Below are 19,835 nucleotides of genomic sequence, written 5' to 3' on the forward strand. Positions count from 1 at the left end.
GGCGTTGAGTCGCCGATCGGACCTCTGCCAGGATCAGGACATGACGAGGGTCTGGTCCGGTGTCACGATCGACTGCCTCGACCCCGAGCGGGTAGCCCGATTCTGGAGCCGCCTGCTCGGTCGCGAGCCCGGGCCGTCGCAGGACGGTTGGGTCTACCTCGGCGAGCGGGGCGACCCTCAGCCGCGGCTGGTGTTCCAGCCGGTGCGCGAGCCCCGAACCGGCAAGGTGCGGATTCACCTCGACGTCTCCGTCGACGACATCGACGAGGCTATGGCGGTGGCCATCGATCTCGGCGGCCGCTTCACCGGTGAACGGCACGACTATGACGAGGGTGTGGTCGTCGTGATGACCGACCCGGAGGACCACGAGTTCTGCCTGGTCCAGTACTACAGCTGACGCTGACGCTGACACATCCGCCGGCCCGCCACGCCGCCACGGCGGTGAATTCGGGGCCGGCGGAATCGCCTTGCTGACCGGACTGCCGGCTGCGACCCTTCGACCGTGATCGACAGGCCTGGCATTGACGAGCGGTCGCTCGCGGCGGAGGTGGCCGCAGGCTGGGCCGTGGACATTGCCGATCTCGTGTTCATGCCGATCGGGCTCGACGGGCACGCATGGGCGTACCGGGTAGACACGTCTGACGGCAAGCGCTACTTCCTGAAAATGCGCCGCGGCGAGTTCACTCGGGCGGCCGTCCTGCTGCCCGGCTTCCTTCGAGCGCAAGGCCTCGGACAGGTCGTGGCGCCGATCGACCTGCCCGACGGCGGAGTCAGTCGCGGGTTCGGGGACCACCAGCTGCTGCTCTATCCGTTCCACGACGGCGGCAGCCGGTGGGACCGTGGCCTCACCGATTGCCAGTGGATCCAGTACGGCGAGTTCCTGGGTCGGCTGCACGCGGTCACGCCGAGCGCCGACATCGCCGCGGTCTTACCGGTCGAGACGTACCGATCGAGCGCCGGCGATCGGCTGCGAACCCTCGGCGGGCAGGCCGCGGCGAGCGAGGCCCTCGGGGCTTTCTGGGATCGGTACGGCGCCGCGCTGCATCGGTTGTCGAAGACTGTCGACGAACTCGCCTCCCGTGCGATACGAGGCCAGAACGTCATCTGCCACGCCGACATCCACCCCGGCAACCTGCTCGCTGACGGCGACGGTCCACTGTACGTCGTGGACTGGGACGCGCCGATCCTCGCACCGCGCGAGCGGGACCTGATGTTCGTCTTCAGCCAGGACTTCGGTGACCACCCGATCAACGCGCACCGCGCCGAACTCTTCCGCCGAGGCTATGGGCCGCTGGAACCGGACCAGACCCTGCTGAGCTACTACCGCGGCGAACGGCACCTCGACGATGCCGCCACCTTTCTCCACAGCATCCTCAATACCGAGGCCAGTCCAGAATCTCAGGCCAACGACCTGCACTGGTTGACCCGCGTCGCCGCGACCGTCGCCGACCCCAGCTACGCGGCCTGATCCTCTCCCGACCGGCGGGATCCAGGACGTGCCGGCAGCACATGGGTTCGGGCGAGAACCGCAGGAGGGACACTCAACGCGCCCGTAGGCAAGGGTGAGATCCCCCGCCTCAAACGCGGCCGCGGCAACACCCGATCCTGACGGCCGCGCCGCCGAACCGGATGGCCGGGCCGCGGAACAGGGCAGGTGGTGCCAGATGATGGCTTCCGCACGCCGATCGGTGATCGCCGCGGCGATCGCGCCCCTCCTCCCGGAGATCATCCTGCTGATGGCCCATCGGTCGTCCCGGCGGAGCACCGCACGTTGTCCCGGATTTCATGTGCGTAACCGTTGACATCAAATCAGATTTCGTGTCAACTGCTGTTGTCATGAAAAGCAAGCGGCAGTACGTGATGCGGGCGCGGGCCGACGCGACGGCGCAGACCCGCCAACGCATCCTGCAGGCGGTGTTCGACCTGCACGAGGAGAAGCTCTCGGTGGACATCGCCCTGGACGACGTCGCCTCCCGGGCTGGCGTCAGCGTGCAGACCGTCCTGCGACACTTCGGCAGCCGGGACAACCTGATCGAGGCGACGACCGAGTTCGCCAACGAGTTGATCGTGCAGGAACGACGGGCGCCGGCGGGTGACCTCAGGGCCGCCGTGCGCGCGATCTTCGACCACTACGAGCTGCGCGGTGACTCCGCGCTGATGTTGCTGGCTCAGGAATTCACCGAACCGCGGGCCCGTCGGATCACCGACAACGGGCGCAAGGTCCACCGGGAGTGGGTCAAGGAGGTCTTCGCGCCCCAGCTCGACCAGTGTTCGGCCACGGACGCGGAGGCGCGGACCGATCTCCTCGTCGTGGCCACCGACGTCTACACGTGGAAGTTGCTCAGACGTGATCGCGGGCTGAGTCGTCGTCGCGCCGAGCAGCGGGTCCGACAGCTGATCGATGCAGTTCTCGCACTGGAGACCGAGGGAGACACCGATGGCTGATGTCCTGTTCGTCACCTGGGACGGCGGCGGCAACGTGCCGCCCGCGGTGGGCGTCGCCGCCGAACTGCGGTCTCGCGGGCACCGCGTCCGGTTCCTCGGACACCAACAGCAGGCGGCGGAGTTCGAGGCCCAAGGATTCGACTTCACGCCGTACCGCGCCGGGCGACCGTACTCCTCGCTCGCGGCCAACTCCCCCGCCACGATGATCTCGCTGTTCTCGACCCCTGGTTTCGGGCACGACCTGCTCGCCGAGGTCGACCGGCAACCGGCCGACCTCGTGGTGATCGACTGTTTGTTGCTCAGCGCCCTGCGGTCCGCCGAGCGGGCCGGGCTGCGTCACGTCGCCCTGGTGCACCTCTTCTACCAGTACCTTCGAGGCAGCTGGAGCCGTGGACCCGTCGGCCTGCTCGCACGGCTGCGCGGCTACCGGCCTCAGCGCTCCTGGTCGGCGGCCGACCTGACGCTGGTCGCGACGCTCCGCGACCTCGACCCGGCCGGCCGGCGCAGCTGGCCGCAAAGGGTGCGCTACACCGGCCCCGTCCTGCGCCCCCCGGCGCCGGCCGCCCGCGAGGCCGAGGAGCGGCAAGCGATCCTGGTCAGCCTGAGCACCAACAACTTCCCCGGCCAGCCGCAGGCGCTGCAGGCCATCCTCGACGCCGTCGCGGACCTGCCGGCACGCGCGATCGTGACCACCGGGCCCGCCGTGGACCCGGCTGCCCTACGCGCGCCCGCGAATGCCGAGCTGCACCGGTTCGTCCCGCACGACGAGGTGATGCCTCGGGTTTCCCTGGTGATCGGGCATGGTGGCCACGCCACGACGATGCGCGCTCTCGCGCACGACCTGCCACTGGTGGTGATGCCGATGCATCCCATGATGGACCAGCCGATGGTCGGCCGCGCCGTGCAGGACGCCGGCGCCGGCCGGTTGGTCCGCAAGGGCGCCCGCCCCGGCGAGCTACGCGCGACGATCGCCGAACTGTTGGCGGACGGCCCGCACCGGCGGGCCGCCGAGCGGCTCGGCCAGCAGATCCGCGACAGCCACGGTGCGGCAACAGCGGCCGACGCGCTCGAGTCGCTGCTTCCTGGCCCCCACGGCGCTCTGTCTCCGCCGCACAACCCGCCCACGGATTCGGTCCCCGCCTGAGCACACCGCCGACGTCACCGCCTGGTTCTTCCGACGCGGGCCTCAAGCCACCGCCATGACCGGCCAATACACCCCGCACAGAACCCGGAGACGGATCTCCTACCGGGGGCCGTGGATGGCCGGCCGCTAGGACGCCTGGTGGATGGGCAGATCGGCCAGCCAGACGTCGGCCAGGTCGCTGAGGGGGACGTCGAGGGCCTGGCTGAGGCAGACCACCGTGCCGAACGCCGGTGCGGGAAGGCGGCCCGCCTCGATCTTGCGCAGCGTCTCCGGGGAGATGCCGGCCGCCAGGGCCACCTCGACGAGGCTGCGGCCGGCCCGCGCGGCCCGGAGGGCGACCCCGAGGCGCTGACCCGCGGCGATCTGTTCGGCGGTGAGCGGTTGGCGAACCATGCCAGCAGGATATCTCTCCGGAGCAGCCCCGACCCGACGTGGTATAAAAATACCGCACACGGAGAGGGAGGTTGTCGTGATCGAGCTCAAGTCCGCCGAGGAGATCGGCCGGATGGCGGTGGCCGGCCAGTTCGTCGGCGAACTGCTCGCCGAGCTGAGCAGTGTCGCCGCAGTCGGCGTCAACCTGTTGGACCTCGAACACCACGCCCGCCGCCGGATCAAGGAACGCGGCGCCGAATCCTGCTACTGGGACTACGCCCCGTCGTTCGGGCGCGGCCCGTTCCGCAACGTGCTGTGCCTGTCGGTCAACGACGCGGTGCTGCACGGCCTCCCGCACGACTATGTCTTGCGCGACGGCGACCTGCTCAGCATCGACATGGCAGCCGGCATCGACGGCTGGGTCGCCGACTCCGCTCTCTCCGTCATCGTCGGCGCCCCCGATCCGGCCGACCTGCAGCTGATCGAGGCCACCGAGGTCGCACTGGAGGCCGGCATCGCCGCCGCCCAGCCCGGCGGCCGCCTCGGCGACATCTCCGCCGCGATCGGCGAGGTGGCCCGCTCCTACGGCTACGGCGTCAACGCCGAGTTCGGCGGCCACGGCATCGGCCGCACCATGCACGAGGCCCCGCACGTCTCCAACAACGGTCGCGCCCGCCGCGGCCTGAAACTCGACCCCGGCCTCACCATCGCCATCGAGCCGTGGTTCTGCCGCTCCACCGACAAGATCAAGTTCGACAACGACGGCTGGACGATCCGCTCCGCCGACGGCTCCCGCACCGCCCACTCCGAACACACGGTCGCCATCACGGCTGCCGGCCCTCAGGTCCTGACCCGCCGCCCCACTCACGGCGCCACCTCGGCCGAACCCATCGAGAAGTCCGCCACAGCCTCCTGACCCACGGCCCGTCTTGGGCGTTCCGGGGATGCGGCCCGCCGCGGCTGCGCCGCCCCGAACGGGCCGACGAATCCGGTGGCACCGTTCAGCAGACCCGTCGTCGTGCAGCCGAGCCAGTCGACTGACCCGATCTTCCTGCGCCTGCTCCAGGTCAGGAGAAACATGGTGACGAGTCGCAGCTCTGCGGTCGTCACCAACGGGGAAGGCGGAGCGATCTTGAACTGGCCAACGCTCCGGTGCGCGCTGAGGGTGCGGGGTCCACGCCCCGCCGACGATGTCTGGGACCGTTATGTGCGGCCGCGGCGCTGGCCGGAGTGGTCGCCGCAGATCAGATCCGTCGACTACCCGCACGAGACGTTGCGCGCCGGTACGGCCGGGGTGGCGCGCGGGCCAGGACGCCTGCCGATCCCCTTCCGTATCACGGACGTTGTCGGTGAGGGCCCGGTGCGGAGTTGGTCCTGGACGGCGTCGGTGGCCGGCGTCGAGCTTCGTCTACGCCACACCGTCGAGGTGGCGGGGACCGGGACAGGAACTGGCTTGAACATCGACGGGTTCGCGCCCGTGGTGGCGCTGTACATTCCCGTTGCCCGCTGGGCGATACGTCGCCTGGTGCACTAGTCAACCCTCCGGCGACGTCACCCGGACCGAGGTTCGCCGCCATGCCGGCGAGTGGTCGCCGGGCACGCGGACACACCCTGGCCGCATGGCGCGACCGGCGATGGCCTGCCCGCGTGGCCCGCCACGGGCTCGCGCCCAGCGGTGATGGCGACCCGCCTTCGACGCGGTGGACCCAGATCAGGCAGTCGTGCCAGGCGACGCGCCGTCAACGCGGTGGACCCAGATCAGGCAGTCGTGCCACACGTCCCGCTCAGGATCATCCGCGATCCAGGAACGGCAGTGTCGCGGCAGGCGTTCATCGAAGCGATACCCGGCTCGTTCCGCCAGCCGCAACGACGGCGCGTTGGCTGGATTGATTTCCAGCCAGACCCGTTGCAGGCCGGCATCCTGGTGAGCCCATCGGGTGACAGCCCGAACGCCGCGCAGCCCGAACCCACGCCGGCGCTGATCCGGGCGAACCCAGTACGCGAGCTCCGCAGCCTGCGCGCCGTCCGGCATGAGGCCGACCGCGGCGACAAGCCGTGACCCGTCCAGCACCCCGTAGGAGACCTGCCCTGCTGACCGGTAATCCCACGCCAGAAGAGCAGCCCGTGCCTCCCGCAACGAGTAGGGGCCCGCGGGGAGAACATCCCACAAGGCACGGGCCGACTCCTCGCGAGTGGCTTCCACCAGCAGATCTGCGTCCCGCGCGGTCAGCGTACGCAGCCGCAGGTCGCCGAGATCGAGATCCATGACCGGGTACACGCCAGCGATTCTCCCAACCCAGATTCCCAACGGACGAGGACGGCAGCGAGACGAGCACCGGGACGAGGTACGCCACCGACACCCAAGCCGCACCGCCCCTCGTCGCAAAGCTGAACCCCGCTCATCACCTGCGCCGCGCCCACCAGCGCCCCCCGCGTCGCACCGCGCGTGCTCCGCCACCGGATCCGTCCCCGGATCCGCCATGCCGCCCGACCGCGGTGATGAGTTATCGCGCCCGCACCCGTCACACCTATGACCGGACACGACGAGGCGGAAGGATGACGTGATGAGTGCGGACACGCGGCTGGAGGAGCTGGGCGTGAGCGGGCTGGGCGAGGTCGACGAGCGGGCGTTCTCGGGGCTGGCGGAGCGGCACCGGCGGGAGCTGCACGTGCACTGCTACCGGATGCTCGGGTCGTTCGAGGACGCCGAGGACACCGTGCAGGAGACGTTCCTCCGCGCCTGGCGGCGGCGGGAGACCTTCGAGGGGCGGTCGACGTTCCGGGCCTGGCTGTACCGCATCGCCACCAACGCCTGCCTGGACCTGCTAGCCAAGTGCCGCCCGGAGCCCGCGACCGGCGGCGAGGTGCTGTGGCTGCAGCCCTACCCGGACCGGCTGCTCGACGAGCTGCCCGCGGGCGACGCGGACGAGCCGGAGACCGTCGCCGTCGCGCGGGAGACGATCGAGCTGGCGTACCTGGTGGCGGTCCAACACCTCGCGCCGCGCCCGCGGGCCGTGCTGATCCTGCGGGACGTGCTCGGCTGGCCGGCGAAGGACGTCGCGGAGCTTCTCGGCGACTCCGTCAACTCGGTGAACAGCGCGCTGCAGCGCGCCCGCGCCGGCATGCGGGAGCACCTGCCCGCCGAGCGGCAGGACTGGACCGCTGGCCAGGAGGACGCGGGGACGCGCGAGTTGGTACGCCGCTTCACCGACGCGAGCGTGGCCAAGGACATCGACGGGCTCGCCGCCATGCTGCGGGACGACGTGCGCTGCTCGATGCCGCCCACGCCGGGCCTGCACGTCGGCCGCGACGCGGTGGTGAACGACTGGGTCGAGGATGGCTTCCCAGACTTGGGGCACCTGCGCGCGGTCCTGACGTCCGTCAACCGGCAGCCCGCCGTCGCCTTCTACCTCTGGCGGAAGCAGGAGGACGCGTACCTGCCGCTGACGATCGACGTCCTGCGCGTCACCGGCGGGGCGATCGCCGAGATCGTCATCTTCCACGACGACCAGTTCCCGCGGCTCGGGCTGCCGGAGCGCCTGCCGGCGGACGGCACGGAGTAGTCCCGGTGTGGACGCTCGCGCTACGCGGTGGCGCGCGTGTCGCGGTGGTCGCGGCGGAGTGGTGCGACGCGTTCGGCGTCGTCACCCGCGGACGGGTGCAGCTGGAGCTGCGCGACGGCGAGCCCGGGCCGGTCCTCGGACGCGACGCCGGGTTCTGGCTCCGCGGCACCGGCGTCCGCGCCCTGCGGAACCCGGGCCGTCGCACGGCGACGGTGCGCATCGTCACCCGCGGGGCCAGGACCCTCACATGCCAGTCGACACACCCCGTACGCCAGCTACCAGATAACGGAGGAACGACATGAACAGCATGAATGACACCGGGGTCGCCGCGGGTCCGGCGTCCGGCCAGATCCGCCGCACCCACCGGCTCCGCAGGCTCGCTGGCATCGGCCTCATGGCCACGCTCGCGGCGATGGTGGCCACCACCCTCGCCGCTGCGCTTGCCCAGGCAGTCGGCGTCGACTTCGAGATGCCCGATGGTGGCGAGACGATCCCGTTGTCCGGGTTCGCCGTGGTGACCGGCTTCTTCTCGGTCGTGGGCATCGTCATTGCCGTCGCTCTTCTTCGGTGGAGCGCTCGCCCCGCCGAGCGATTCGTGTGGACGGCAGTGTCGCTGACCGCGATCTCGTTGATCCCGCCCCTCCTCTCCGGGGCGAACGCCGCCACCACCACCGCCCTTCTCGGGCTGCACCTCGTCCCCGCGGCGGTGATGATTCCCACCCTGGCGCGAGCCCTCCGCAACCGGACCGATTGACGACTCGCAACACGACCCTGCCCGTCCTCGGCGGCCGCGGTCAGCATGGGCAACCGCCGGGACTCATCCGTCATTCAATGAGGCGCGCACATTGACCCCGGACGGCATGACCTGTTGCCATCGGTGGGTACAGAGAAAGGGTGCAGACCGTTGTCGTTCTCATGGCATTGAGGTTGGCGCGCACGTTCCTGGAACGCGAGTTACCGGCTGGGGCGGTGCGCGTCATCCCCGATCCAGCCGTCAAGCGGCACCGCGACCAGCACCTGGCCGAGCGGGTCGGGCGGATCCTCGCGGACGGCCGAGACGTGGTCGTCGACGCCCCGTCCCGAACCACCCGACGGGCGGTCATGACTGCCGCAGCCGGCCACCGCGCGCGTTTGATCGGATACTGGGCGCGGCCGCCGAAGCTGGGCATGCCCTGGATCCTCGAGTACGAGCCGGAGTACAGCCAGCTGAGCCGGCGCCCGCGCAAGGCGGACGGGTTCGACGCGCTCTTCGAGATCGTGGACCCGGAACAGGAGTACCGCCTCAGAGAGCTGTGAGGCCACCCGACGCCGCCCGGTGATTGCTCGCCCGATTACCGCTGCCGGGTGGCCCGGTCACACCGACGGAATGTAGCACCCAGCCGCGAGTAGATCACACGCCGCCGGGGTCCGTTCCGCGTCAGCGGTGGTGCGGGTTGAACCGGCGGGTCCACGCCCGGCCGCCTCGGCAAGCAGCTCCCGCAGTCCTTCGGCGAGGCCGGCGCTGCCGGTGACCGGCTGGGCGAACGGCAACCGGACATCGGTGTGCCCGTCGGACGCCTCCGCGCGGAGCACGATGCCGTCGGCGTCGACAGCGACCGGTATGACCCGCGCCGACGTGGCGGTCAACGCCGGGTCGACCAGTGCCGCGAGCCGGTCGAGGACGTCGCAGTGGTGCTGGGTGAGGTGTTGCAGGTGCACGGCTTCGACGGCGGCGAGCGGGTCCGGGAGCGCGGCACGGTAGGCGGCGATACTCGTCGTGGCTTCACCGGCACCCTGAGTGACGCAGACCTCGACCGGGTCGACCGCCCACAGCGCGACGGGGGGCAGGTCGAGCAACGCCATGAGGGTGTCGCCGTCGCACGAGTCCAGGCTGACCGGGTCGAACCGGCGCACGGTACCCAGCATCCGCACCTTGGCCCGCACACGGGACCGCACGGCGACCGGGACGAGTTGCGTCACGTCGAGCCGCACCGCGCCCGGGCGGCCACGCGCGGCGACCAGCAGGCCGCCGAGTCGGGTCATCGCGTCAACCGCGAGGACAACAGAGCCGTCGGGCAGGGCGACGTGCGAATCGACGAGGTCGACGGCGGTGTCGCCGAGCCCCAGCCGCAGGGACGGAGCGGCGGACAGGGCCGAGCGTGCCGTCACGGCGTCCGCCTGAGCACGCGCGGCGGGCGCTTCCGCCCCTGACACCTCCGCTGCGACGGTGATGTCAGCGGCCTGCGCCAGCTCCGCCGGCCGCCCGGCTGAATGGAGCGCCATGTGGATCCCCCCGGCCTGATAGTGCAGGTCAACTCGGCCTAGGGACCTGACTGTAGTAGGTAAGGCTTACCTACCACAACGTGACCTCCGACCCTGCTGCCTTCGTCAGGGCGGGAGGTCACGTCGGTACGCGCCGCGTTCCGGGTGGATCAGCGCCTCGCGGGCGTCAGGCGGGCTGGTAGGTGAGGCAGTCGCTGGCGGTGGCGCCGGGGCCGACGGTGATGGATTCGGCCGTGCAGGCAAGGTTGGTGTTGTAGACACACTCGGAACGCGCGCACGCGCCCACCGAGCCGGTCACCTCGGCGATTCCGCCGCTCACCGAAGACTCGACGAACGTGGCGCAGGACGCGGCATCACCCGTCGAGGCAACGGTGATCGCCGGAGCATGGCAGCCCTTGTCGTTGAAACTGCACGCCGTGGCGGCACATTCACGCACCGGGGGCGACTGGAGCAGGGTTTTCATGGTGCCCTCCACACTCTCGAGGCCGGTAGCGCAGAGGAGCGCGCCCGGCCCGGCGTACTCGTATGTCAGTCCGTAATTGCCGCTGAGCGGAAGGAGCAAACCGTCACCGGCGAGCATCCTCCAATTCATTTCGACCAACGCACTCTAGCAGCGAAACGTCGCCAGGGCAGCCTTTCCCTCATTTCCTGCCGCGCGTTGCGAGGAATGAAAGTAAGCCTTACCTTCGTTAGGTCAGTCTTGCTTTACCTCGCCACAATCGGTGCGCAGCGGATCTCACCAATCGGAGAGAAAAGCGAAAGTCGCAGTTCTTGCCGGCGGATTCAGCCACCCATTCCACTCCGACCGTCACCGCCGACGGCGAGTGGGGCCTGTCCGGTCCGCTGGGGATCGTCGGGGGCAGCGTCGTGGTCCCCACCTTCACGGTCGTCAAGAGCATCGTCAACAGCATCGCCGGGATCTCTCTCGCGCCGTCGGGAATCGTGTTCGCGATCGAGTCGAAGTTCCAGTTCGGCATCGGTGTCCCGACGGCGTTCGCCGGGCCGTACATCAAGCTCAACGCGGATGTCGGGATCACCAACGGATCGGCGCTCTCGGCCGTCATACCCCGCTGCGTCGGCGCCACGCTCGACGGCAAGATCGCCGGGGTCGGGCTGTCCGTGTCCTCGAAGGCGGCGGCCGTCCTGAAGAAGGTTCTGGGGCCCAAAACGAAGATCACCGCGGACCTCGAGCAACAGAAGTCCTTCGTCAAGAAGTCACAGACCATCCCTGAGAACATCACCTGCACCGGCAGCTGAGGAGACCTCCGTGACCACCACCTCCAGGGCCCTGCTCGTCACGGCCCTCTTCGCGACCGCGACGCTGCCCGGCTGCGGCACGTCGAACGCGCCGGCGGCCCAGGCCGGCCCGCAGGATCCGGCGCCGACGCAGCCGGCGGCGACCGCCGCCGCCACCACGGAACCGCCGGCGAAGACGATCAACCCGTGCGAGCTCGTGTCCAAGCCGGAGGCGGAGAAGCTCGCCGGAACTCCGCTCGACGACGGGCAGTTGGTCAAGGAGACCTGCACCTACACCGGCCCGGTGACCGGACCCACGGCGCAGGTGGAGATCTTCGTCGGCGACGGGGCCAAGAAGTTCCTCGACATCGACCGCGAACTCAAGCATGAGTTCACCACGCTGCAAGGTGTCGGCGAGGAGGCGTACCTGGAGGACGGCGCCGCGTTCATCCGCAAGGGCACGGTCTGGGTCTCGCTGCGTCTCGTCCGGCTCAACGACCCGGCGGAGAACCGCAAACCGCTGACCGACCTCGCCACCACGATCGCAACCCGGCTGTAGGCCTTGCCGAAGCCACCAGACGTGGACCGCACCGGGATGCCTTCCCGGCACGGTCGTCAGGTGACCAGCTCCGCGATCTGGCGCAGCTGCTGCGGACCGCCTTGGACCAGCAGGGTGGTGACCACGCTCTCGCGCCACCGCTGCAGCTCGTCCTTGATCTTCGCGGCCGGCCCGATCAGTGCGATGTCCTCCACCAGCGCGGTCGGCACGGCGGCGATGGCCTCCCGCTTGTTGCCCGCCAGGTACGCCTCGGTGATGACGTCGCACTCCCGCTCGTATCCGAGGCGGGCGATGACGTCCCGGTGGAAGTTGGCCGACTTGGCACCCATGCCGCCGACGTACAGCGCGACGAACGGCCGGATCTGGTCGGCCGCCCGCTCCACATCGTCGTCGATGACGATCGGCACGGTCGCGGCGACCTCGAACGCGTCTGGACTACGGCGGGCGCCCGGTCGTGCGAAGCCTTCGGCCAGCGCGGCGCGGTAGAAGTCGTCCGCCTTCGGGGAGAAGAACAACGGAAGCCAGCCGTCGGCGATCTCGGCGGCCAGCGCCACGTTCTTCGGCCCCTCGGCGGCGAGGAAGATCGGGATGTCGGCGCGCAGCGGGTGGACGGTGGACTTGAGCGGCTTGCCGAGGCCGGTGCCGCCGCGCTGCGGCAGCTGGTAGAACGCGCCGTCGTACTCGACGGGGCCGGTGCGGGCGAGGACGGCGCGGATGATGTCGATGTACTCCCGGGTGCGGGCCAGCGGCCGCGGGTACGGCTGGCCGTACCACCCCTCCACGACCTGCGGACCGGAGGCGCCGAGCCCGAGGACGAACCGGCCGCCGGACAGGTGGTCGAGGGTGAGCGCCGCCATCGCGGCGGCGGTCGGCGTACGGGCCGACATCTGCATGATGTTGGTGCCCAGCCGCACCCGGGAGGTGCCGGCGCCCCACCAGGCGAGCGGGGTCAAACAGTCCGACCCGTACGCCTCGGCGGCCCAGACCGAGTCGAAGCCGAGGCGGTCCGCCTCCGCGATGGCCTCCGTCACGCCGGCAGGGGGGCCGGATGACCAGTAGCCGGTCGTGTACCCGAGCTTCATTTCGCGTCCTCCGGGATCACAGGGAGATCTGGTCGGCGGCGAGGCCGGCGAGGACCGCCTCGCTGAGCGTGGTGAGGGCGGACAGGGGACGGACCATGACCGTGAACTCCTCGATCAAGCCGTCGTCGCCGAGCTGGAGCAGGTCGATGCCGTGGATCTGCTTGCCACGCACGGTCGCGCGGAAGATCAGGATGTGCGAGCCGGCCGGGCGGCCCGCCGTGCCGATTTCGGCCTCGCCGGCCAACTGCCCGACGTAGCGGAAGTCCTCGAAGGTGCGCAGGAGCACGCCGAGGAGCCCGCGAATCGCCTGCGCCCCCTCGATCGGGGTGAACTTCACCGGGCTGAAGAAACGCACGTCGGGGCTGAACAGCCCGTCGAACGCGTCCAGGTCTCGGGACTCGACGGCGACACGGAACCGCTCGACGGTCGTCACGGCTGCCTCCTATAGTCAACGATAGGAGTAGTCATATCACTGACTATGCGACGACGGAAGCGGGAGGTTGGGCGATGGCGCTGCGCCACGCGGTGTTGGCGGCGCTGCTCGACGGCGAGTACAGCGGGTACCAGCTGGCCAAGGTCTTCGACGTGTCACTGGCGAACTTCTGGTACGCGGTGCCTCAGCAGCTCTACGCCGAGCTGGCCAAGCTGGAGCGAGAGGGGCTGATCGTCGGCCGCCAGGTCATCCAGCGGGAGCGGCCCAACAAGCGACTGTTCACGGTCACCGACGCCGGCCTCGCGGAGCTGGCCGCGTTCACCGCGACGCCGTCGAAGCCATCGTCCATCCGGGAAGACCTGCTCGTCATGGTCCAGGCCGTCGACATGCTGGACCCGTCGCCGGTCATCGTCCAGCTCGAGGAGCGCGCGGTCGCGGCGCGGGCGAAGGTGGAGATCTTCGATCGGATGCTGCAGCGGCTGCGTGGCGAGCGGGACGAGGAGACGTTCCTGCGCGAGGGCGACCGGATCGGGCCGTACCTGACGTGTCTGCGCGGCCGTCGGTTCGAGCAGGAGAACCGCGAGTGGTGTGAACAGGCGGCGGCGCTGTTGCGCGCCCGGGCGCCGCTGCCCCGCTGACCGGCGGGCGGGGACATCGCCGGGCCACCGGGCACGTCACCGCCCGCGTGAAGGCGCGGTCAGGCGGGCTGCCACAGCTCGATTCGATTGCCCTCGGGATCGGTGACCCAGCCGAATCGACCGACACCCTCCATGTCCTGTGTCTCGTCGGCCACGTCCGCTCCCTTGGCGCGCAGTTGTGCCAGCATCGCGTCCAGGTCGCGGACCCGGAAGTTGAGCATGGTCTGCTGGGCGCGGGACCCGAAGTAGTCGGTCTCGGACTCGAACGTCGCGAACACCGTCGGCCCCGCCTCCTGACGCCACAGGCCGTGCTCGTCGGCGTCCAGGCCCAGGCAATCGCGATACCAGGCGACCAGGGCCACCGGGTCGGCGGCCCGCAGGAAGTAGCCGCCGATTCCACGCACACGTTCCATGTCGCCATCCTGCCAGGACGGCGATCGGGCGGGCGGTGACACCGCCCGCCGGGCCAGGACAGCACGCGGTACGTCACGTGCGTGACCGACGTCGCGGCCCGCGACTTCACCTGCTCGAGCTTGAGTGGCGGGTCGCCCTCGATCAGCCGTGTGCCGGCGCCGAGCGTGAGCGGCACGATGTGCGGCCGCAGCTCGTCGATCAGCCGGCGGCGAGATACTGGTCAAGCGTCACTGAAACAGAACAGCATGATGTCCACTGCCGATCCAGCACCGAACACGGGTCGATCCCGCCGGCCGGCGACGACGGCTGGGTAGGACCGGGCCGCGCGGGCCCCTCTTGATCACATTCGAGGAGCCCGCGCGGCCGTGTCCAGGTCACGAACCCCGCCGACGATCAACTGTCGCCGAGAGTCGTCACCGACGTTCGCGGTACGGGGCCAGGAACGCGGTCAGTGCCGTCAGCATCTCCTCGGGGGCCTCTTCGGCGACCCAGTGACCGCAGTCGGGGATGACCAGGGTCTGTACGTCGTCCGCGACCCGCTCCATCGTGGTCCCCGCCCCATCGGCGATGCTTGCCGCTCCGCCGACCGCCAGCACGGGGATGGTCAGTCGGCCGGCCTTCTGGCGCTCCACGTTCTGCGCCAGTGTGGTGTCGAGTGCGCGGTAGAGGTTGAAGCTGCCGCGGAGCGCGTCGCGGTGGGAGGCAAGGAGGCGGATGTAGTACCTGACGGCGTGGTCGGGCAGCTTCTTCTTGGCGTTGATCTCGAACTCGTACCCGAAGAAGATGTCCTCCCGTCCCCTGACGAGCAGCTCGTTCACCTCGGTGAGCCGGTTGAAGCCGATGTGCCACACCCGGTCGTTGAGCCACGCGGGGCTGCCGAACACCGGCGGTGAGTCACTCACGCCCGGGAGGGGAGCCTCGGCGACGACGAAGCGGTCGACCCGCTGCGGGTGATCCGCGGCCAGGGCGTACGCGATGGGCATTCCGGTGTCGTGGCCGACCACGGCGAACCGCTGGTGGCCGAGCGCGTCCATCAGCGCGACCAGGTCGTTGGCGAGGGTCGCGCTGTCGTACCCGTCCTGCGGCTTGTCGGTCAGACCGATGCCGCGCTGGTCGACCGCGATGACGGTGAAGTCCTTGGCCAGCGCGGGCATCAGCAGGCGCCAGGCGTACCAGGTCTCGGGCCAGCCGTGCACCAGCAGCAGCGGCGGCCCGTCGCCTCCGATGACCACGTGCTGGCGCAGGCCGTTGGCGTGGACGAACCGGCTGGTGAAGGTCTTGGTGAATCCCGGCGGCAGGTGTGGCGCCTGCGAGACGCCGCCGAGACCGGTGACGCCGCCGCCTGCCGGCCATCCGCGGCGGGGTTCTGCTTCGGCTGCCGAGGCGGAGAGCAGACCGAAGGATCCAGCGGTCGCTGCGCCTATCGCGGCGGCAGAGGTGGAGAGAAATTTCCGTCGAGAGTGCGGCGGAGACATTTCCGACATGGGGCCCTCCTTGGGTCTTACTACGTCTAGATGGCGGAAGCCTGCTGGCGCCCGGGGTCGGCACCCTGCTCCCTCCGGCCGGGAAGGCTAGCTGAATCTAGTTTTGAAAGCTAGACCATTCGAAGTGCCGCTTGGCCGAGCGGCCCGTGAAGACCCCGTTCGCCTCAGAACGCCAGCACGCCCGTGACTACACGGGTCCGTGGGCCTCGACTCTGACTTGCAGTTTAGAAGTCAGGAGGTACTATTGGCGCCGCACAGGTCGGCGGACCTTCCTTGCCTGAACAGGAGAAGAAACAGTGCAGATCCGAGGCAGAGCGGCGTTGGTGACGGGCGCCAACCGGGGCATCGGCCGGGCCTTCGCCCGCGAGCTTGTCGAGCACGGCGCCGTGGTCTACGGCGCGGCACGCCGCCCCGAACTGATCACCGACGCCGGGGTGGTGCCGATCCGGCTGGACGTCACGGACCCGGCCACCATCGCCGAGGCGACCGAGACGATCGGGGACCTCTCGATCCTGGTCAACAACGCCGGAACCGGATTCGCGGGATCGGTGCTCGCCGGGTCGCTGGAGAACGCCCGGCGCGAGATGGAGGTCAACTACTTCGGCACCTGGGCCGTCACCCAGGCGTTCGCGCCGACGCTGGCGCGCAACGGAGGCGGCGCGGTGATCAACATGCTGTCGGCCGCATCCTGGCTGGCCCTGCAGCAGGCGGCCGGCTACGCGGCGAGCAAGGCCGCGCAGTGGTCGCTGTCCAACGCGATGCGGTTGGCGCTGCGCGAGCAGGGGACCCACGTGCTGGGTGTGCATGTCGGGTATGTCGACACCGACCTGTCCGCCGGCGTCGACCTGCCCAAGATCAGCCCTGAGGAGGTCGCGCGGGCCGCGATCAAGGCAGTCGTCTCCGACGAGGAGGAAGTGCTCGTCGACGAGTTCAGCCGCCAGATCAAGTCCGCGCTGCCGAACGACATCGCCGAGCTGTACCTGGCGCGCTGACGGGGAGCAGGCCTGGCGTACCCGATCCAGCCAGGCCAGCAGCCGGCGAAGCACGGCCCGACCTGGAGGCGGCGACCGCGCTGGTTGCCGCAACCAGGGCTGGATTGCATAATGAAATACAAGCGACACTGTGGGTGCCCGCGGCCGCCGGCGACGTGAAGGAGGCTCCATGCCCAGCGACACGCATGACGAGCCGTCCTGCTCGATCGAGCGCAGCCTGCAGGTGTTGGGCGAGCGCTGGACGCTGCTGATCATCCGCGAGATCTACCTCGGAAGGCACCGCTTCGCCGAGATCCAGTCATCACTGGGCATCGCGTCAAACCTGCTCAGCACCCGGCTGAAGACACTGGTCGACGCGGGAGTCCTCCGCAAGCGGACGTACCAGGAGCCGGGCAGCCGGCACCGCGACAGCTACCACCTGACCCCGGCCGGCCAGGAGCTACAGGTGATCCTCGCCGCGCTTCAGCAGTGGGGCGATCACCACTGCCCCCGGCCCTCGGGCCCCTCGGCGCTGCGACGCCAACGGTCCACCGGACGGCCGGTCCACGTCGGCTTCATCGCCGACGACGACACCCACGAGGTCGCCGCCTCGGACGTCAGCCTGCTCTAGGGAGCCGGCCGGCGTCCGGCCAGGCGCGGGCGTACCAGAGGGGCCGACCGGCCAACTCCGTGGCAGAAGTAGCAACCAACCGGGAATGCGCATGCCGCCGACCGGTCAACCGACGCCAACCTGCGCCAGGAGCCGGAACGTCCCATTCATCGGCCACAAGCGGCTTCAGGGTGGTTGAGCCCGGAGTCGGGACGGGCTGACTGATCCGGATCTTCGCTAAGGAGAAACTGTGACTGAGACCTACGATCGCCGACGCACGGCGGTTCTGCTGGTTGATCCCTACAACGACTTCATCTCCGAGGGCGGCCAGGTCTGGCCGCGAGTGGAGCCGGTGGCGAAGCAGATCGGTCTGCTGGACAACCTGCGTGCCGTGATCGCCGCCGCCCGCGAGGCCGGCGTGCGAGTGGTGTTCGTGCCGCACCACCGGTGGGAGCGAGGCGACTACGAGACCTGGGGGCACCTGGCCTCCGGACAGCGGTACCAGAAGCAGCACCACAACTTCGCTCGAGGCTCCTGGGGCGGCGAGTTCCACCCCGACTTCCAGCCGCAGGCGGGTGACGTCGTCGCCCAGGAACACTGGGGGCAGAGCGGATTCGCCAATACCGACCTGGATTTCCTGCTCAAGCAGCACGGCATCACCCACGTCGCGGTCATCGGCCTGCTGGCCGACACCTGCATCGAGTCCACCGGCCGCTACGCCATGGAACTCGGCTACCACGTCACGCTGGTCCGCGACGCCACCGCGGCCCTCACCCCGGAGAAGTTGCACGCCGCACACGAGTTGAACGGCCCCACCTACGCCCACGCCATCGTCTCCACGCACGAGATCGTCGCCGCGTTCACCGACGCGTGATCCCGACCTGACAACTGCCGGGCGGTCAGCTGGTCGGGTCGTACGCCGGGCGTGACCTCCTTCCTCTGCAAGCGATAGGGATTCAGAAATGAACGCGCACCTCGCCGACACGTCAGTGCTGGACGAAACTCCCGCGCGAGCGCGCTCGCCGCTGCCGCCGCTGTCCGTGCTGGAGCTGGCTCTGATGCAGGAGGGTTCGAGTGCGCGTGAAGGCCTTCAGGCGGTCGTCTCGACCGCGCAACGAGCCGCAGAGCTGGGATTCCGTCGGGTGTGGGTCGCCGAGCACCACGGCTATCGCTCGGTCGGCAGCGTCGCACCTCCCGTGCTGGCCACCCATCTGGCGGCGATGACCAGCGCGATCCGGGTCGGCTCGGGCGGCGTGCTGCTGCCGCACCACGCCCCGCTGGCGGTTGCCGAGCAGTTCACGACGCTGGCCTCGCTGAATCCGGGGCGGGTCGATCTGGGAATCGGCCGTGGGCCGGGCACGAGCGATCCCGCCACCATCCGGGCCCTGCGTCGCGGCGCGGACCAGGCGACCGACGCCGAGTATCGCGCCGACCTCATCGAACTGCTGGGTCACCTGGACGGTCGCGGCGGCACCCGGGTGCTGCCGGGTGCCGACACCCTGCCGGAGCCGTGGCTCCTGTCGTCGAGCGTCACGGGGGCCGACCTCGCTGCCGAGCTGGGCCTGCCGATCGCCTTCGCGTACCACATCCGTCCCGGTAACGCCGTGGACGCGCTGGCCCGCTATCGCGAGCGGTTCCGCCCGTCGCGGTGGCGGGAGGCGCCCTACGCGCTGGTGAGCGTCGAGACGGTCTGCGCCGCGACGGACGGCGACGCGATCGCGCTCGGCCGCCCGGCGCGACTGGCCATGGCGGCGGCCGTGCAGGGCCGAGGCGGCGACGCACCGCTGCTGTCGCCCGCTCAGGCGGCGGTGGAGACGCTGCCCGCGGAACTGGAGGAACGGCTCGACCAGATGCAGGCCACCCAGGCGTACGGCTCGGCGGAGACGGTGTACGGCCGGCTGTCCGCCGTGGCCGCGCAGACCGGCGCGGACGAGCTCATGCTGTCCACGCCGCTCTATCACCTCGCCGACCGCCTGCGTTCCCTTGAGCTGGTGACTGCGGCGGCCTGACACCGCTGCGGCGCGCTGCCGGACGCGGGGTCGCGTCGTGTCGCCGGCAGCGCTGAAGCGGCCTTACGGGAGGTCGGTGCCGTTCCCGTCCGTCATCAGCCGGGCGGCCGTGTCGGGTAGCTCCACCTCGTGCCCGTTCGCACACTTGACCACGACGCCGAGCGGACTCCCGCAGCCGACGTGCACGAGCTCGACACCGCCCTCCCGGCCGAGCCGCTCCCCCCACTGCATCAGGGCGACGAGCACGGGAAAGAGCTCTCGGCCCAGGTCGGTGAGGACGTACTCGTACCGGGTCCGCTTGCCCGGCTCCTGGTAAGGCCGCCGCCGCAGCAGACCGTCCGCGACCAGCTGCTTGAGCCGCTTGGCAGCCACCGCCTCGGTCAGGCCGGTACGCCGGGCCAGTTCGTCGAAGCGCCGGCCGCCGTAGTAGATCTCGCGCATCAGGATCATCGCCGACCGGGTGCCGATCAGCTCCAGCGCGTGCTCGATGCGGCACCAGCCCTCCGCCTGCCAGGCGTCGCGATCGGCGAAGCGACCGGTCAAGGTGATGACGGCGTCGGTGTCGGGCCCTGCCGGCCCGGCTGACTGTGTCACGGCTCCCACACCCCTCTGG

Annotated in this window: 25 protein-coding genes; 16 read left to right on the forward strand and 9 right to left on the reverse strand. The window is 70.0% G+C overall.

Annotation, left to right across the window (positions count from 1 at the left end):
* The first annotated feature begins 40 nt into the window (after nt 1–40).
* The 4 genes from O7603_RS12260 to O7603_RS12275 all read left to right on the forward strand — a co-directional run bounded on the left by O7603_RS12260 (nt 41) and on the right by O7603_RS12275 (nt 3,589).
* Complete coding sequence (locus O7603_RS12260) at nt 41–397, forward strand: VOC family protein (RefSeq protein WP_281575839.1); 357 nt, start codon at nt 41–43, stop codon at nt 395–397.
* Nucleotides 398–502: 105 nt separating this feature from the next.
* Nucleotides 503–1,468: an aminoglycoside phosphotransferase family protein gene (locus O7603_RS12265; RefSeq protein ID WP_281575840.1), complete on the forward strand. Its 966-nt coding sequence runs from the start codon at nt 503–505 to the stop codon at nt 1,466–1,468.
* Nucleotides 1,469–1,836: 368 nt separating this feature from the next.
* Nucleotides 1,837–2,445: a TetR/AcrR family transcriptional regulator gene (locus O7603_RS12270; RefSeq protein WP_281575841.1), complete on the forward strand. Its 609-nt coding sequence runs from the start codon at nt 1,837–1,839 to the stop codon at nt 2,443–2,445.
* Complete coding sequence (locus O7603_RS12275; protein WP_281575842.1) at nt 2,438–3,589, forward strand: glycosyltransferase; 1,152 nt, start codon at nt 2,438–2,440, stop codon at nt 3,587–3,589. Before O7603_RS12270 ends, O7603_RS12275 begins: the two co-directional genes overlap by 8 nt.
* Nucleotides 3,590–3,715: 126 nt before the next feature.
* On the opposite strand, the gene O7603_RS12280 is transcribed toward O7603_RS12275, so the two are convergent.
* A complete protein-coding gene (locus O7603_RS12280; protein ID WP_281575843.1) occupies nt 3,716–3,982 on the reverse strand; it encodes a helix-turn-helix transcriptional regulator in 267 nt (88 codons plus the stop codon).
* Between the two features lie 76 nt (nt 3,983–4,058).
* On the opposite strand from O7603_RS12280, the gene map reads away from it, so the two are divergent.
* Nucleotides 4,059–4,877, forward strand: a complete 819-nt coding sequence (gene map / locus O7603_RS12285) for a type I methionyl aminopeptidase (RefSeq protein ID WP_281575844.1) — start codon at nt 4,059–4,061, stop codon at nt 4,875–4,877.
* 75 nt (nt 4,878–4,952) lie between these two features.
* On the forward strand, nt 4,953–5,495 hold the full coding sequence (locus O7603_RS12290) for an SRPBCC family protein (RefSeq protein ID WP_281575845.1): 543 nt from the start codon (nt 4,953–4,955) through the stop codon (nt 5,493–5,495).
* A 177-nt stretch (nt 5,496–5,672) separates the two neighbouring features.
* Here the strand turns inward: O7603_RS12290 and O7603_RS12295 are convergent, their stop codons facing one another.
* Nucleotides 5,673–6,239: a GNAT family protein gene (locus O7603_RS12295; RefSeq protein WP_281575846.1), complete on the reverse strand. Its 567-nt coding sequence runs from the start codon at nt 6,237–6,239 to the stop codon at nt 5,673–5,675.
* Between the two features lie 286 nt (nt 6,240–6,525).
* Here O7603_RS12295 and O7603_RS12300 point away from each other — a divergent pair, with 286 nt between their 5' ends.
* From O7603_RS12300 to O7603_RS12310, 3 genes are all read left to right on the forward strand, one after another.
* Nucleotides 6,526–7,524: an RNA polymerase subunit sigma-70 gene (locus O7603_RS12300; RefSeq protein WP_281575847.1), complete on the forward strand. Its 999-nt coding sequence runs from the start codon at nt 6,526–6,528 to the stop codon at nt 7,522–7,524.
* A 394-nt stretch (nt 7,525–7,918) separates the two neighbouring features.
* Nucleotides 7,919–8,278: a DUF6069 family protein gene (locus tag O7603_RS12305; RefSeq protein ID WP_281575848.1), complete on the forward strand. Its 360-nt coding sequence runs from the start codon at nt 7,919–7,921 to the stop codon at nt 8,276–8,278.
* Between the two features lie 161 nt (nt 8,279–8,439).
* On the forward strand, nt 8,440–8,820 hold the full coding sequence (locus O7603_RS12310; RefSeq protein ID WP_281575849.1) for a hypothetical protein: 381 nt from the start codon (nt 8,440–8,442) through the stop codon (nt 8,818–8,820).
* A 57-nt stretch (nt 8,821–8,877) separates the two neighbouring features.
* On the opposite strand, the gene O7603_RS12315 is transcribed toward O7603_RS12310, so the two are convergent.
* Complete coding sequence (locus tag O7603_RS12315) at nt 8,878–9,717, reverse strand: DUF2470 domain-containing protein (protein ID WP_348651075.1); 840 nt, start codon at nt 9,715–9,717, stop codon at nt 8,878–8,880.
* Between the two features lie 235 nt (nt 9,718–9,952).
* On the reverse strand, nt 9,953–10,249 hold the full coding sequence (locus O7603_RS12320) for a DUF1540 domain-containing protein (RefSeq protein ID WP_281576674.1): 297 nt from the start codon (nt 10,247–10,249) through the stop codon (nt 9,953–9,955).
* A gap of 404 nt (nt 10,250–10,653) precedes the next feature.
* Between O7603_RS12320 and O7603_RS12325 the strand changes: the two genes are divergently transcribed.
* Complete coding sequence (locus tag O7603_RS12325; RefSeq protein WP_281575851.1) at nt 10,654–11,043, forward strand: hypothetical protein; 390 nt, start codon at nt 10,654–10,656, stop codon at nt 11,041–11,043.
* A gap of 10 nt (nt 11,044–11,053) precedes the next feature.
* Nucleotides 11,054–11,581, forward strand: coding sequence for a hypothetical protein (locus O7603_RS12330; RefSeq protein WP_281575852.1), 528 nt, complete (start codon nt 11,054–11,056; stop codon nt 11,579–11,581).
* 56 nt (nt 11,582–11,637) lie between these two features.
* Here the strand turns inward: O7603_RS12330 and O7603_RS12335 are convergent, their stop codons facing one another.
* Nucleotides 11,638–12,663 carry an LLM class F420-dependent oxidoreductase gene (locus tag O7603_RS12335; protein WP_281575853.1) on the reverse strand — a complete coding sequence of 342 codons (1,026 nt, stop codon included), beginning with the start codon at nt 12,661–12,663 and terminating at the stop codon, nt 11,638–11,640.
* A 16-nt stretch (nt 12,664–12,679) separates the two neighbouring features.
* Nucleotides 12,680–13,096, reverse strand: a complete 417-nt coding sequence (locus O7603_RS12340; RefSeq protein ID WP_281575854.1) for a nuclear transport factor 2 family protein — start codon at nt 13,094–13,096, stop codon at nt 12,680–12,682.
* A 74-nt stretch (nt 13,097–13,170) separates the two neighbouring features.
* Here O7603_RS12340 and O7603_RS12345 point away from each other — a divergent pair, with 74 nt between their 5' ends.
* Complete coding sequence (locus tag O7603_RS12345; RefSeq protein WP_281575855.1) at nt 13,171–13,734, forward strand: PadR family transcriptional regulator; 564 nt, start codon at nt 13,171–13,173, stop codon at nt 13,732–13,734.
* A gap of 59 nt (nt 13,735–13,793) precedes the next feature.
* Here the strand turns inward: O7603_RS12345 and O7603_RS12350 are convergent, their stop codons facing one another.
* Both O7603_RS12350 and O7603_RS12355 read right to left on the reverse strand, forming a co-directional pair.
* Nucleotides 13,794–14,147, reverse strand: a complete 354-nt coding sequence (locus tag O7603_RS12350; protein ID WP_281575856.1) for a VOC family protein — start codon at nt 14,145–14,147, stop codon at nt 13,794–13,796.
* A 414-nt stretch (nt 14,148–14,561) separates the two neighbouring features.
* The gene (locus O7603_RS12355; RefSeq protein WP_281575857.1) at nt 14,562–15,632 is read right to left on the reverse strand and encodes an alpha/beta hydrolase; all 1,071 of its coding nucleotides are present in this window, start codon (nt 15,630–15,632) and stop codon (nt 14,562–14,564) included.
* Nucleotides 15,633–15,928: 296 nt separating this feature from the next.
* Here O7603_RS12355 and O7603_RS12360 point away from each other — a divergent pair, with 296 nt between their 5' ends.
* From O7603_RS12360 to O7603_RS12375, 4 genes are all read left to right on the forward strand, one after another.
* The gene (locus O7603_RS12360) at nt 15,929–16,624 is read left to right on the forward strand and encodes an SDR family oxidoreductase (protein WP_281575858.1); all 696 of its coding nucleotides are present in this window, start codon (nt 15,929–15,931) and stop codon (nt 16,622–16,624) included.
* A gap of 169 nt (nt 16,625–16,793) precedes the next feature.
* Nucleotides 16,794–17,234: a helix-turn-helix domain-containing protein gene (locus O7603_RS12365; RefSeq protein ID WP_281575859.1), complete on the forward strand. Its 441-nt coding sequence runs from the start codon at nt 16,794–16,796 to the stop codon at nt 17,232–17,234.
* Nucleotides 17,235–17,463: 229 nt separating this feature from the next.
* Nucleotides 17,464–18,087: a cysteine hydrolase gene (locus O7603_RS12370; RefSeq protein ID WP_281575860.1), complete on the forward strand. Its 624-nt coding sequence runs from the start codon at nt 17,464–17,466 to the stop codon at nt 18,085–18,087.
* Nucleotides 18,088–18,175: 88 nt separating this feature from the next.
* A complete protein-coding gene (locus O7603_RS12375; RefSeq protein ID WP_281575861.1) occupies nt 18,176–19,222 on the forward strand; it encodes an LLM class flavin-dependent oxidoreductase in 1,047 nt (348 codons plus the stop codon).
* Nucleotides 19,223–19,285: 63 nt separating this feature from the next.
* Here O7603_RS12375 and O7603_RS12380 read toward each other — a convergent pair whose 3' ends face one another.
* Nucleotides 19,286–19,816, reverse strand: coding sequence for a helix-turn-helix domain-containing protein (locus tag O7603_RS12380; RefSeq protein WP_281575862.1), 531 nt, complete (start codon nt 19,814–19,816; stop codon nt 19,286–19,288).
* Nucleotides 19,817–19,835 lie beyond the last annotated feature (19 nt).

This window comes from Micromonospora sp. WMMD812 (assembly GCF_027497215.1).
Taxonomy (GTDB): domain Bacteria; phylum Actinomycetota; class Actinomycetes; order Mycobacteriales; family Micromonosporaceae; genus Micromonospora.

Bases quoted from the DNA above. Each gene is read 5' to 3' on its own strand.
- O7603_RS12260 (WP_281575839.1), top strand. From the start codon at position 41: ATGACGAGGGTCTGGTCCGGTGTCACGATCGACTGCCTCGACCCCGAG.
- O7603_RS12270 (WP_281575841.1), top strand. From the start codon at position 1,837: ATGAAAAGCAAGCGGCAGTACGTGATGCGGGCGCGGGCCGACGCGACG.
- O7603_RS12275 (WP_281575842.1), top strand. From the start codon at position 2,438: ATGGCTGATGTCCTGTTCGTCACCTGGGACGGCGGCGGCAACGTGCCG.
- O7603_RS12280 (WP_281575843.1), bottom strand. From the start codon at position 3,982: ATGGTTCGCCAACCGCTCACCGCCGAACAGATCGCCGCGGGTCAGCGC.
- O7603_RS12300 (WP_281575847.1), top strand. From the start codon at position 6,526: ATGAGTGCGGACACGCGGCTGGAGGAGCTGGGCGTGAGCGGGCTGGGC.
- O7603_RS12305 (WP_281575848.1), top strand. From the start codon at position 7,919: ATGGCCACGCTCGCGGCGATGGTGGCCACCACCCTCGCCGCTGCGCTT.
- O7603_RS12310 (WP_281575849.1), top strand. From the start codon at position 8,440: ATGGCATTGAGGTTGGCGCGCACGTTCCTGGAACGCGAGTTACCGGCT.
- O7603_RS12320 (WP_281576674.1), bottom strand. From the start codon at position 10,249: ATGAAAACCCTGCTCCAGTCGCCCCCGGTGCGTGAATGTGCCGCCACG.
- O7603_RS12335 (WP_281575853.1), bottom strand. From the start codon at position 12,663: ATGAAGCTCGGGTACACGACCGGCTACTGGTCATCCGGCCCCCCTGCC.
- O7603_RS12345 (WP_281575855.1), top strand. From the start codon at position 13,171: ATGGCGCTGCGCCACGCGGTGTTGGCGGCGCTGCTCGACGGCGAGTAC.
- O7603_RS12350 (WP_281575856.1), bottom strand. From the start codon at position 14,147: ATGGAACGTGTGCGTGGAATCGGCGGCTACTTCCTGCGGGCCGCCGAC.
- O7603_RS12355 (WP_281575857.1), bottom strand. From the start codon at position 15,632: ATGTCGGAAATGTCTCCGCCGCACTCTCGACGGAAATTTCTCTCCACC.
- O7603_RS12365 (WP_281575859.1), top strand. From the start codon at position 16,794: ATGCCCAGCGACACGCATGACGAGCCGTCCTGCTCGATCGAGCGCAGC.
- O7603_RS12375 (WP_281575861.1), top strand. From the start codon at position 18,176: ATGAACGCGCACCTCGCCGACACGTCAGTGCTGGACGAAACTCCCGCG.